Annotated in this window: 11 protein-coding genes; 6 read left to right on the forward strand and 5 right to left on the reverse strand. The window is 65.9% G+C overall.

Annotated elements, in window-relative coordinates:
* Positions 1-86 precede the first annotated feature (86 nt).
* From POR01S_RS19540 to POR01S_RS19555, 4 genes are all read left to right on the forward strand, one after another.
* The gene (locus POR01S_RS19540; RefSeq protein WP_007162147.1) at positions 87-398 is read left to right on the forward strand and encodes a DUF6482 family protein; all 312 of its coding nucleotides are present in this window, start codon (positions 87-89) and stop codon (positions 396-398) included.
* Positions 399-555: 157 nt separating this feature from the next.
* Complete coding sequence (locus POR01S_RS19545; protein WP_007162146.1) at positions 556-975, forward strand: DUF4440 domain-containing protein; 420 nt, start codon at positions 556-558, stop codon at positions 973-975.
* A gap of 143 nt (positions 976-1,118) precedes the next feature.
* Positions 1,119-2,144 carry a TerC family protein gene (locus POR01S_RS19550; RefSeq protein WP_042137812.1) on the forward strand — a complete coding sequence of 342 codons (1,026 nt, stop codon included), beginning with the start codon at positions 1,119-1,121 and terminating at the stop codon, positions 2,142-2,144.
* 16 nt (positions 2,145-2,160) lie between these two features.
* Positions 2,161-2,448 carry a hypothetical protein gene (locus POR01S_RS19555; RefSeq protein WP_042137852.1) on the forward strand — a complete coding sequence of 96 codons (288 nt, stop codon included), beginning with the start codon at positions 2,161-2,163 and terminating at the stop codon, positions 2,446-2,448.
* Between the two features lie 416 nt (positions 2,449-2,864).
* Here the strand turns inward: POR01S_RS19555 and POR01S_RS19560 are convergent, their stop codons facing one another.
* A complete protein-coding gene (locus POR01S_RS19560; protein WP_042137814.1) occupies positions 2,865-3,338 on the reverse strand; it encodes a GreA/GreB family elongation factor in 474 nt (157 codons plus the stop codon).
* Positions 3,339-3,479: 141 nt separating this feature from the next.
* On the opposite strand from POR01S_RS19560, the gene POR01S_RS19565 reads away from it, so the two are divergent.
* A complete protein-coding gene (locus POR01S_RS19565) occupies positions 3,480-4,313 on the forward strand; it encodes a DUF1206 domain-containing protein (RefSeq protein WP_027597651.1) in 834 nt (277 codons plus the stop codon).
* Here the strand turns inward: POR01S_RS19565 and POR01S_RS19570 are convergent.
* From POR01S_RS19570 to POR01S_RS19585, 4 genes are all read right to left on the reverse strand, one after another.
* The gene (locus POR01S_RS19570; RefSeq protein WP_042137816.1) at positions 4,310-5,035 is read right to left on the reverse strand and encodes a Mut7-C RNAse domain-containing protein; all 726 of its coding nucleotides are present in this window, start codon (positions 5,033-5,035) and stop codon (positions 4,310-4,312) included. The genes POR01S_RS19565 and POR01S_RS19570 overlap by 4 nt on opposite strands.
* Positions 5,036-5,092: 57 nt before the next feature.
* On the reverse strand, positions 5,093-9,118 hold the full coding sequence (hrpA, locus tag POR01S_RS19575) for an ATP-dependent RNA helicase HrpA (protein WP_042137819.1): 4,026 nt from the start codon (positions 9,116-9,118) through the stop codon (positions 5,093-5,095).
* A 128-nt stretch (positions 9,119-9,246) separates the two neighbouring features.
* Positions 9,247-10,026, reverse strand: a complete 780-nt coding sequence (locus tag POR01S_RS19580; RefSeq protein WP_007162139.1) for an SGNH/GDSL hydrolase family protein — start codon at positions 10,024-10,026, stop codon at positions 9,247-9,249.
* A gap of 152 nt (positions 10,027-10,178) precedes the next feature.
* Positions 10,179-11,858, reverse strand: coding sequence for a long-chain fatty acid--CoA ligase (locus POR01S_RS19585; protein ID WP_042137821.1), 1,680 nt, complete (start codon positions 11,856-11,858; stop codon positions 10,179-10,181).
* A 259-nt stretch (positions 11,859-12,117) separates the two neighbouring features.
* Between POR01S_RS19585 and POR01S_RS19590 the strand changes: the two genes are divergently transcribed.
* Complete coding sequence (locus POR01S_RS19590; protein WP_042137823.1) at positions 12,118-12,588, forward strand: MaoC family dehydratase; 471 nt, start codon at positions 12,118-12,120, stop codon at positions 12,586-12,588.
* Positions 12,589-12,602: the final 14 nt, after the last annotated feature.

Below are 12,602 nucleotides of genomic sequence, written 5' to 3' on the forward strand. Positions count from 1 at the left end.
GAACTCCCGGCCCCGCTCCCGCCTCGAATCCTTACCTACTCCTGCCGCTGCGCAGGGCTCGTTAGCGTGATAACCGAGGTGTGTCGATGAATGTCAAAGAGCTGAATCAGCAGGTCAAGGCCGGCGCGGTCAAGGAAGTCAATCTGGTGTCCATGGAAGGCGGCTCCTACGTCATCCATGCGCTGGTGGAAGGCACCTCGGTCCCGGTCGCCGATGACAAGGGCGCCACCCTGCACGTGGCCTCGGTGGAAGAAGCCCGGCGCATCCTCGATGACGTCAAGGACGTGCGCCTGTTCATCGCCCAGCCGGCGGTCTATGAAGAGATGGTCGGCCAGCCGGTGAGCCAGACCGATTCGCGCGAAGAGATTCCGCTGCGCTCGACGATCGACAACCGCTGATCCGCCTTGCCCCCTGTCGCCGGCAGCCGGCGGCGACACCTCCGTGCCCCGGACGCCTCGCGCAGGCGTCACCCTCGAGCGATAGGTCGCCACGGCGCAACCACCCGGGATTGAATATTATATTATAACATCCACTTATCAGCCCGAGGATTCCGTCATGTCGATCGCCGCTCCTGCCCGCTCCAACGAAGAGATCGCCTGCCTGGCCGGAGCCAAGGCCGCGCTGTACACCTGGGCCGCGACCGTTGCCACCCGCGACGTGGAGGCCATCCTGGCGCTCTATGCCGCGGACGCCATCCTGGTGCCCACGCTTTCCAACGAGGTACGCGACAACGAGGAAAGCCGCCGCGAGTACTTCCGCAACTTCCTCGCCAACGACGGGCTGGTGTGCGATGTGCAGATCTTCAAGAAGAGGGTCAGCAGCAAGCTCGGCACCGTGGTGGTCGGCGGGCTCTATGTCTTCCACTATCGGGAAGGCGAGCAGGCCATCAGCGTGCCCGCGCGCTTCCTATTCACCTTCGAGCAGATCGACGGCCGCTGGCTGATCACCGGCCACCACTCCTCCCGAGAAGCCTGAGCTAGAGCGGTTGCATTTTGTAAAACTGCAATCCTTGCCGAATGTGCGCGAGTTCGAAATCCTGTCCTGGTGACCCGGGCCCCTCTGACGGCGTGTGCCGCCATGTCGAGTCATAGTCTTGAAACTTGACTAAGGAGGGGCTCATGAACGCCCTGCATGCATTCTTCTTCGCCGACTTCCTCGGCACCGCCACCTGGATGTGGCTCACCTTCTTCGCCGTCGTCATCGCCCTGCTGGCCTTCGACCTGGGTGTGCTCCACAAGGAGAACAAACCCATCGAGGTCAAGGAGAGCCTGCTGCTGTCCGCCGGCTACATCAGTGCGGGTCTGCTGTTCGCCCTCTTCGTCTGGCAGCTCAAGGGCGCCGACGCCAGTCTCGACTACGTCACCGGCTTCCTCATCGAAAAGTCGCTGTCCATGGACAACGTCTTCCTGATGGCGGTGATCTTCGGCTTCTTCGCCATCCCACGCGAGTACCAGCACCGGGTACTGTTCTGGGGCATCCTCGGGGTGATCGTGCTGCGCGCCATCATGATCGGCCTGGGCGCGGCCCTCATCCACCAGTTCGACTGGATCCTCTATCTCTTCGGCGCCTTCCTGGTGATCACCGGGGTCAAGATGCTGTTCGCCAAGGTGGATGAAGAGCCCAACCTCGACGACAACGTCTTCATCAAATTCCTGCGCAAGAAAATGCGGGTGACCGATGAGCTGCATGGCGATCATTTCTTCGTGCGCCAGCCCGATGCCAGTGGCAAGGCGGTGCTCTGGGCGACCCCGATGTTCCTGGCGCTGATCGTGATCGAGTGCGCCGACCTGGTGTTCGCGGTGGACAGCGTGCCGGCGATCTTCGCCATCACCCAGGACCCCTTCATCGTCTATACCTCCAACGTCTTCGCCATCCTGGGCCTGCGCGCGCTGTACTTCGCCCTGGCGGCGATGATTCATCGCTTCGCCTACCTCAAGTACGCCCTGGCGCTGGTGCTGGTGTTCATCGGCTGCAAGATCTTCCTGGTGGGCATCATCGGCAAGATTCCGCCGGCGATCTCCCTGAGCGTGACCCTGGGCCTGCTGGCCGGTGGCGTGCTGGTCTCGCTGTACAAGACCCGCGGCGAAGCCAAGCACAGCGCCGCCGGTCATGAGCCGCGCGATTCGCTGAAGCGGCCTTCGTGACAAGGAGCGGATGATCATGAGCACCAAAGCCATCCTCGGACTCGCCGGCATCCTCCTGCTGCTCGGCCTCGGCGGCTGCGACAGCGCCGAGAAGGCGGCGGACAGCTTCGCCACCAAGGTGGAAGAAGCCGCCCGCGAACAAGCCCGGGAAACCCTGGGCGGAACCCTCGACGAGCTGAACAGGAAGGTCGACGAGGCCCAGCAGCAGAGCCGCGCCTGGCTGGATCAGCACCGGCCGAAGCAGGAAAAGGAAGAAGCCGCACCGCCCAGGGCCAACCGGCCGGTGGAAGGGGTGGAGACCTGAGAGAGGGATTGCCCTGGCGGCAATCCTGAAATCACGGCAGACCTCATCGTCCCTTGATCGCGGCTATGGCGGTCCGCCGATGCGGCCGCTCCGACGGCCAACCTGAATGGTTGGAGCACTGTCCTAATGGCACAAAATGGTCGACGCCCTGAAGCGAGATCGGTAGGAGCGGCCCACGGCCGCGATCATCATCAACGGCGTCTCATGGCGTCGTAGCGTGGAAAACGGCGTAGCCTTTTCCACTGGGGCTTAGTGGAAGGACACCCTCACCCCAACCCTCTGCCGAGAGGAGAGAAGCTATCCGAGCGGGCATTCATCTCCACTGGCACCGGCAAGCCTGCGATCCGCCATCATTGCCCAGTCCATGGGAGCGGACCAAGGCCACGACGGAGATAGGACGTTACCTCTGCCCTACGCTAATACACCGCCAGGATCTCCTGCCGGTGCACCTTGCCTTCCACGGTCACCGCCACCTCGTCGCCCTCCTCCCGCCCGAGCAATGCCTGACCGAGGGGCGCGCGCGGGGAGATCACCAGCACCTCCTGGCCGTCCAGCCTGACCTTGAGTCCCGCCGCATCCGGGCCGAGGAACAGCCAGCGGCTGGCCGTGGCGGTAGTGAGTTCGATCAGGGCGCCGACGCGGACACCGTCGCTCATGGTCATGGGAGTCAGCGCGCGGTAGGCGGCCAGGGCCAGCTCGATCTCGTGCAGACGGCGGCGTTGGCCATCGGCCAGGTAGGCCGCTTCCAGACCGCGGGTGTCGTACTTGTTCTCGGCCTTGCTTTCGCTGTGGGTGGCCGCCTCGTGGCTGGCCGCCAGTTGCTGGCTGATGACCTCGCGGTCGGCTTCCAGCGCCTGGAGAATGAGGGTGAGCAGTCGAGCTTTGTCCATGAAACTGTCGCCGAGGCAAAGGGTGCGAGCCTAAGGCCTAACGCCGCGTCTCGCCAGCTCCCCCGGTGCGCCTGTCCGCCCGCCAGAACCCGTCCGCGGGCCGCCGGTCAGTACAAGGCAGGATGTAACAGGACATAACAGATGCGCACCCGTACCGGACTCACTCTCCTGGCCCGCGGCGGCTATGCCGCCCGCGGTCTCGTCTATCTCATCATCGGCGTGCTGGCGCTGCTGGCTGCACGCGGGTCCGGCCAGCCGGCGGACAGCCATGACAGCCTGGAAGCCCTGCTCGCCCAGCCCTTCGGCCACTTCCTGGTCGGCCTGGTGGTGGTCGGCCTAGTCGCCTTCGCGGCCTGGCGCATCCTCCAGGCCATCCGCGATGTGGATGACCATGGCAGCAAGCCCAAGGGCCTGGTGATCCGCGCCGGCCTGCTGGTGGGTGGCATCACCTATGGTGCCCTGGCCTTCTTCGCCCTGGGCCTGCTGGTCAGTGGTCTGCGCCAGGGCGGTGGCTCGGGTGGGGAAACCAACGATCTACTGCAGACGCTCCTCGGTTGGCGCTATTCCAACCTGCTGGTGTACGTCGCCGCGCTGATTCCGCTGGGCGTGGGCCTCGCCCATTTCGTGAAGGGCTGGAAGGCCAGCTTCGAGCGTTATCTCGAAGCCAGTCCGGAGCAGCTGCGACTGATCCGGCCCATCGGCCGCTTCGGCCTGATCGCCCGGGGCGTGGCCTTCGTCGAGATCGCCGTCCTGCTGGTGGTCAGCGGCTCGCGCTATCAGGCGCTGCATCCGCCGGGCATGAAGGACGCCCTGAACGGCCTGCAGAATCTGCCCTTTGGCGGACTGGTGCTGTCCGTGGTCGGCCTCGGCCTGATCGCCTTCGCCTGCTACAGCTTCGCGGAAGCCTGGTGGCGGCGCATCGAGATGGACCTGCCGGACGTGGGCGGCTCGCTGCGCCAGGTATTGCCGCGTTAGACCAGCGCCAGCCGCTCGCGCATGGCGCGCCAGTGGCTGCCTTCCCAGAACAGCTTGTCGCAGTGCGGACAGTGCAGGAAATGCCAGTGGCGTTCCCGCACGCGCGGAGGCAGGCGGTCGGCGACCTCCGCCAGGCTGACCGCCTGCAGACTCGAGTTGCAGGCCAGACAGCGCGAAAAGGGCAACGCCCAGGGACGCAGACCCAGGCGCTGGTAGAGCTCCTGCAGCTGCGCCTCCGGACGCAGGGCATGCACATAGCAGCCATGCAGCACCTGCCGTCGCTTGAGCAATTCACGATCCCGGGTGAGCAGGATACGTTCCTCGCGCCGGGCGAGATCGGCCAGGGCCGGATCGGCATAGGCGTTGTCGTACAGGGTATCGAAGCCCGCCATGCGCAGACGCCGCGCCAGCGCGCCGAGGTGTGCATCGGCGACGAAGCGCGGACGCCCTGCCCCTGGATGACCAAGCGCGGATTCGCCTGAGCTCTCGGCCTGCGCCGGATGAACGATGACCTCATCGCCGTCGTCCAGTCGCTGCGTCAGCGCAGCCGCCTCGCCGTTGATCAGCAGCAGACCCACCTCGGTATGGGGCACACCGAGGGCTTCGATCTGATGCTTGACGCTCGCCACCGCGGCGCATTCGACCCGGATCACCCGGCCGCGACGGGTCGGGGCCAGAAAGCGTTCGAGGGCGCCGTGGAAGCGAAAGCTGGCCTGGGTCATGGCCTCACTATGCCAGCGGCCGACCCGGGCCTGGGAGGGTTCCGATGGATGACCGCGCTAGGCCTCCACCAGACTCCACTGCTTGTTCAATCGCTTGTCCGACACCGGCATCCGCGTGCCCAGCTGCTGGGCCCAGAGGGATACGCGGTATTCCTCCAGCATCCAGCGATAGAGCTCCAGATTGGCGTCGCGCTTGCCCTCCTGGCCATGCTTGGCGGCGCGGGCGCGATACTGCTCCCAGAGCCCGGCCAGCTCCCCGCTCCAGACGCGATCGCGCTGCACCTGGCTGCCGAGCTTGTCGAAGCGCTGCTCGATGGCCTTCAGATAGCGCGGATACTCCTTGAGCCATTCCAGCGGCGTATCCCGGACGAAACCGGGATAGACCAGGCTGGACAGTTGCGCCTTGATGTCGTTCAGCGCCACCGCCTGGGCCAGGTCGATGCGACCCTTGAATTTCTTCTGCAGGCCATGCCAGAGCTTGAGGATTTCCAGGGTCAGGCGCGCGATCCGTTCGGCCTGCTCGGTCCAGCCGCCCTTGCGCCGCTCGGCCAGTGAAGCCAGGCCGGCGCCATCGCGGGGCAGCTCGGCGTCGTCGGCAAGGATGGCCGCGTCCAGGCTGGCCAGCAGGATGTCTTCCACCAGGGCTTCCGGCCGACCCAGTTCGCGGTGCAGCAGGCCCAGTTCGGTGAGGCCGGGCAGCTTGCCGCGCAGGAACTTGGCCTGCTCCGCCAGTTGCTGCAGCAGCAGTCGCTGCAGGGCGCGGCGATGCTGGTAGCGCGCTTCGGCCTGGGTGGCGAAGCGGCCTTCGCGCACCGTGCCCTGCTCGTCCACCAGCGCCGGATAGACCGTCATGGAAAGGCCGGCCACCTGCTGCTGGGTCTTGGCCGCGACTTCGGCGAAGGCCTTGGCCTCCACCGGGCGCTGCTCCTGGCGTTTCTGGGTCGGCAGGGCCAGAGCCGCCTGGCTCTCCTGGGCGAAGCGCGCCGTCACCTCGGCCAGGTCGCGGCCTTCGCCCAGCGGCTTGCCCTGGGCATCGACGACTTCCAGGTTCATACGCAGATGGGGATCGAGACCCGCCTCGGCTTCCGGCCAGGCCTCGTCGGGAATACGGGCGCCGGTCATGCGCTGCAATTCGCGCCCCAGGGCCTCGTGCAGCGAGCCCTCGCCGAAGGGGATCTTGTCCAACGCCGCGCGAACGAAATCCGGCACCGGGACGAAGTTCTTGCGCAGCGCCTTGGGCAGGTTGCGCACCAGGGCCACGCAGCGATCGTAGAGCAATCCCGGCACCAGCCAGTCGAGGCGCTGCGGCGGCAGCTGCGGCAACAGCGGCGCCGGCACCCGCAGGGTGACGCCATCGCGCGGATGGGTCGGGTCGAATTCGTAGGACAGCGGCAGAATCAGCTCGCCCAGGCGCAGGGTGTCCGGATACTGGGCAGCGGTCACCTCGCTGGCTTCGCGGGCGAGGACGTCTTCCTCGCGCATGATCAGCAGGTCGGGCTGCCTGGCGCTCTCGCGGCGGTACCAGCTGTCGAAGGTGGCGGTCTGGTAGACGTCCGCCGGCAGACGCGCAGCATAGTAGTCGAACAGCGTTTCCTCATCGGCGAGGATGTCGCGGCGGCGGGCCTTGGCTTCCAGTTCGTCCAGCCGCTCCAGCAGCGCCCGATTGGCGGCCAGGCACTTGGCGCGGCTGTTGATCTCGCCGCGTACCAGGCCTTCGCGGATGAACAGCTCGCGGGCGGCAGGCGGATCTATGGGGCCGAAGTGCACCGGGCGGCGGCCGACCACGATCAGGCCATAGAGCGTAACCTGCTCATAGGCCACCACCTGGCCGCGCTTCTTCTCCCAGTGGGGCTCCAGGTGCGTCTTCTTGACCAAGTGGCCCGCCACCGGCTCGATCCAGTCCGGTTCGATCTTGGCCACCATACGGGCGAACAGCTTGGTGGTCTCCACCAGCTCCGCGGCCATGATCCAGTTGGGTTTCTTGCGGCCGATGACGCTGCTGGGATGGATCCAGAAGCGCCGCTGGCGCGCGCCCAGGTAGTCGCCGTCTTCGCTCTTCTGGCCGATCTGGCTGAGCAGGCCGGCGAGAATGGCCTTGTGCAGCGCCGCATAGCCACGGGCGCGTACCGCCGCCTCGCTGGCTTCGGCCTGTTGCTGGGCCTTGGCGTTGACGTGCTTGTCGGTGGTCGGCGCAGGTCGGTTGCCGACTTCCGCCGGTGCCGGCGCCGGACTGTCGGCCTTGCGCGCCTGGAGCCCCAGTTCGCGGCACAGCAGGGTCAGCTGGCGATGGGCATCGCGCCACTCGCGCAGCCGCAGGTAGTTGAGGAAGTGCTTGCGGCACCAGCTGCGCAGGGCGTTGGAGCCTAGCGCCTGGCGCTGCTCTTCGAAACCGTGCCAGAGATTGACCAGGGCGGCGAAGTCCGAATCCGGGTCCTTCCACTGGGCATGGGCCTGATCGGCCTGGGTCTGGCGGTCGGCGGGGCGCTCGCGCGGGTCCTGCACCGACAGGGCGCTGGTGACGATCAGCACCTCGGCGAGGCTGCCCTGCTCGGTCGCTTCGAGCAGCATGCGGCCGAGGCGCGGATCGACGGGCAGACGCGCCAGTTGGCGCCCCAGGGGCAGCAGGCGCCCCTCGACGTCCACCGCCGAGAGTTCCTGCAACAGGGTGAAGCCGTCCTTGATCGCCTTGCCATCCGGCGGCTCGATAAAGGGGAAGTCTTCGATGCGACCCAGGCGCAGATGCAGCATCTGCAGGATCACCGCCGCCAGGTTGGTGCGCAGGATCTCCGGATCGGTAAAGGTCGGTCGACCAAGGAAATCCTCTTCGCTGTAGAGGCGGATGCAGATGCCCGGCTCGACCCGGCCGCAGCGGCCCTTGCGCTGGTTGGCGCTGGCCTGGGAGATGGCTTCGATGGGCAGGCGCTGGACCTTGGCTCTATAGCTGTAGCGACTGATGCGCGCGGTGCCGCTGTCGATCACGTAGCGGATGCCGGGCACGGTCAGCGAGGTCTCGGCGACGTTGGTCGCCAGCACGATCTTGCGCCCCGGACGCGGCTGGAAGATCTTCTGCTGCTCGGCCGGCGTCAGGCGCGCATAGAGCGGCAGCACCTCGGTGAATTTCAGCTGGGCCTTGCGCAGGACCTCGGCGCAGTCGCGGATCTCGCGCTCGCCGGGCAGGAACACCAGGACATCGCCCGGACGCTGACCGACGCTGCGCTCATGGGCCTCGATCTCGTCCAGTGCCTGGAGGATGCCCTGGTCCACCGAGAGATCGTCCACCAGGCGCTCGCCGTCTTCGTCCACCTCGGCGCTGAGGGGGCGATACCAGGTCTCCACCGGATAGGTCCGCCCGGACACCTCGACGATGGGCGCGCCGTCGAAGTGCCGGGAGAAGCGCTCCAGGTCGATGGTGGCCGAGGTGATGATCAGCTTGAGATCGGGGCGACGCGGCAGCAGGGTCTTGAGAAAGCCCAGCAGGAAGTCGATGTTGAGACTGCGCTCGTGGGCCTCGTCGACGATGATGGTGTCGTAGCGTTCGAGAAAGCGGTCGTGCTGGGTCTCGGCCAGCAGGATGCCGTCGGTCATCAGCTTGATCAGGGTGGCATCGGTGCTCTGATCCTCGAACCGCACCTGATAGCCAACCAGTTCGCCCAGCGGCGAACCCAGTTCCTCCGCCACCCGGGCGCCCACGCTGCGCGCCGCCAGCCGGCGCGGCTGGGTGTGGCCGATCAGCCCCTGCACACCCCTGCCCAATTCCAGACAGATCTTGGGCAGCTGGGTGGTCTTGCCCGAACCGGTCTCACCGGCGATCACCACCACCTGGTGGCCGGCGATGGCGCGCTTGATCTCCTCGCGCTTGGCGGCGATCGGCAGGGCGTCGTCGTAACGGATGGTCGGCACGCTGGCGCGCCGCGCCTCGACCTTGGCGCAGGACGCCTGGAAACGCTCCAGCCACTGGGCTTCGCGGGCCGGATCAGGCTGTTTCTGCAGGGCCTGGAGCTGGCGCCTCAGGCGATGGCGATCGGCGTTGAAGGCCTGATCCAGGTTGGCGGCGAGACGGGCAACGGAGGGGGTATCGGTCATGAAACTCTTTCGACGGCGGTCGGTTGGACCGGTAAGTGTAAAAGAGTTGGGGGGTGCGGCGGGGCTTTACAAGAACGGCGGGCGGAAAACCGCTGCGCGGCCGGACGGCGCGCAGCGGCGGAACGGACTCAGCGCTTGGCCTGGACGCTGGCTACGTTCAGCTTGGCCGGCGGCGTGCGCAGGGCCATGTCCAGCGACTGTAGGGCCTTCCAGGCGTCCTGTTGCAGATCGGCGGGATCGGCGTGATCGAACTTGATCTTTTCGCCGGCGGCCGGCAGCGGCGGACGGGTGCCGTAGATCAGCGCATAGAAGACCGAGGCGGTCAGGTAGGTACCGGTAAAGGACGGGTGGCTGCCGTCGGGCAGGAACAGACCCGGTTGCGGCTGATCGGCCAGGGCCTTCTGCCAGGCCTGGCCCACCGGGGCCAGCAGCGCGCCGGTTTCCTTGGCCAGGGGGGTGTAGACGCTGTCCAGCTGCGCCTGCATGGTCGGGTTGTTCTGCCGGGCCCAGGTCAGGTAGAGGATCGGCTGGGCACCGTCCTTGCGCGCCAGGTCGGCGATCAGGCGCACGTACTGACGGGTCAGGTCCGGATTCTTCACCGGCATCATGCTGTGGTCCTGGATCACCACGTAGTCGTAGTTGGCCTTGGCCAGCTCGTCCTGCACGTCGTGGCGCTTCCAGTGTTCCTCGAGGCTGGCGCCGCTGAAGGTCACATGCTTGACGTCCAGCGGGCGCGACTGACCGGCGTCGACGGACATTTGACGGACCATAGCCGGCAGATCGTTGACGAAGGTGTAGCTGTTGCCCACGAACAGGACGCGGATGGGTTCACCGGCCTGGACCTGACCGAGCACGCTGGAGCCCAGCAGGAAGAGGCCCAGCACGGCCTGGCGTACGCTAATTCGCATGGTGTGTCCTCAAGGAAAGAGGTCGGAGAGGTGACGGCAAAATGCCGCCTGCGGTTTATACCCGAACCTCTTGCGAAAACCATGCTTGGAAACCGGTGGCACCGCTACCAGTCGACGAGAGGTAGCGGCGCGGGGGACATAGTGAAGTCCTGTTACGCCTTCTTGAGTTCGGCGTCACGCAGTTCGCGACGCAGGATCTTGCCGACGTTGGTGGTCGGCAGGCTGTCGCGGAATTCCACCAGCTTGGGTCGCTTGTAGCCGGTGACGTTGTCGTGCATGTGCTTGAGCACCTGCTCGGTGGTGAGGGACGCACCGGGCTTGGGCACCACGAACACCTTGATCTTCTCCCCCGCCACCTCGTCGGGGATACCGATGGCGGCGCACTGCAGCACCCCGGGCAACTGGGAGAGTACCTCTTCCAGCTCGTTGGGATAGACGTTGAAGCCGGACACCAGGATCATGTCCTTCTTGCGATCGACGATCCGCAGATAGCCATCCGGCTCGATCACGGCGATGTCGCCGGTGCGCAGCCAGCCTTCGGCGTCCAGCACCTCGGCGGTGGCCTCGGGACGCAGCCAGTAGCCCTTCATGACCTGGGGGCCCTTGACGCACAGTTCGCCAGGGGTATCGAAGCTCTGGGCAACGCCATCGGCATCCACCACCTTGCAGTCGGTGCCTGGCACCGGCACGCCGATGGTGCCCAGCCGGCGCCGCTCCAGCGGATTGAAGCTCACCACCGGACTGGTCTCGGTCATGCCGTAGCCTTCGCAGATGCCGCAGCCGGTCACCTCTTCCCAGCGCAGAGCCACGGATTGCTGCAGCGCCATGCCACCGGAAAAGGTCACCTTGAGCTGGGAGAAATCCAGCTGGCGGAAATCCTCGTTGTTGCACAGGGCGGCGAACAGGGTGTTGAGGCCGACGAAGCCGTTGAAGCGCCACTGCCGCAGTTCCTTGACCAGCGCCGGCAGGTCGCGCGGATTGGTGATCAGGACGTTGTGGTTGCCCTGGATCAGCATGGCCATGCAGTGAATGGTGAAGGCATAGATGTGATAGAGCGGCAGCGGCGCGATCATCACCTGGGCGCCGCCGCCCAGGTATTTGGTCATCAGCACCTGGCACTGCAGCATGTTGGCCACCAGATTGCGGTGGGTCAGCATGGCGCCCTTGGCGATGCCAGTGGTGCCGCCGGTGTACTGCAGCACGGCGACGTCCTCGGCCGCCGGGTCGGCGTCGATGAAATCGACGTGCTCGCCCTTGGTCATGGCATCGACGAAGCGGATGGAATGGGGAATGCGATAGGCCGGCACCATCTTCTTGACGTGGCGGACCACGGCGTTGACCAGCAGGCGCTTGAAGGTCGGCAGCAGGTCGCCGACCTCGGTGATGATGACGTGCCGGATGTCGGTCTGCGGCAGCACCTGTTCGGCCAGGTGCGCCATGTTGGCCAGGCAGACCAGCGCCCGGGCGCCGGAATCCTTGAACTGGTGCTGCATCTCGCGGGCGGTGTACAGCGGGTTGGTGTTGACCACCACCAGGCCGGCGCGCATGGCGCCAAAGACCACCACCGGATACTGCAGCACATTGGGCATCTGCACGGCGATGCGATCGCCGGGTTGCAGGTCGGTATGCTTTTGCAGGTAGGCGGCGAACTGACCGGACAGCTCATAGAGTTCGCGGTAGCTCAGGGTGCGGCCCAGGTTGCTGAACGCCGGGCGCTCTGCATAGGTCTGGCAGGCCTCGCGGAATACCGCCAGGACGTTGCGATAACGGTCCAGGTCTATGTCTGTCTGGATGCCCTCGGGATATTTGTCACTCCAGAAATTCGGCATCATGCAGCCCGCTCCCGCTCTATGGTTATTGTTCGTTGGAGTGCCGTGATCAGCGCTGAACCGGCCCTGCGAGCCTAGCAGCTTTGCCCTGCCCGCAACAGCATCAATATCCGCCCTGAACGTCACCTAATGACCAGATGGTCACTTATGGTCACCTTCTCTCGGGGCTTTTCCGGGCGTCGATTAGCCTCGGGCGGCGAGCCTGGGTAGAATGCCCGGCTTCGCGGCGTCCGCCGCCTTGTCACAGCTGCCGGAGCGCGTCATGAGCCTGACCGAAAACATCCCTTATGAAGCCCTCGAGATCGGCCAGACGGTGACCGTGACCCGCACCATCGAGCAGCGCGATGTGCTGCTGTTCGCCGCCCTCTCCGGGGACTGCAACCCGCTGCACCTGGACGCCGAATTCGCCGCCAAGACGCTGTTTCGCGAGCCCATCGCCCACGGCATGCTCAGTGGCGCCCTGATCAGCGCCGCGGTGGCCTGCAACCTGCCGGGCCCGGGCACCCTCTATGTCGACCAGACCATGACCTTCGAAAAGCCGGTCAAGCTGGGCGATACCCTGACGGTGGAAATCGAGGTGCTGGAAAAGCTGCCGAAGTTTCGCGTGAACCTGGCCACCCGGGTGTTCAACCAGCACGGCGACAAGGTCGTCGACGGGGTCGCCAAGGTGGTCGCCCCGCGCAAGCCGGTGCAGGTGCAGCAGGTCGAACTGCCCCCCGTCACCGTCGGCTGAGTCGCCCTCCCCGC

The organism is Pseudomonas oryzihabitans NBRC 102199, from assembly GCF_000730625.1.
In the GTDB taxonomy this organism is placed as follows: Bacteria; Pseudomonadota; Gammaproteobacteria; order Pseudomonadales; family Pseudomonadaceae; genus Chryseomonas; species Chryseomonas oryzihabitans.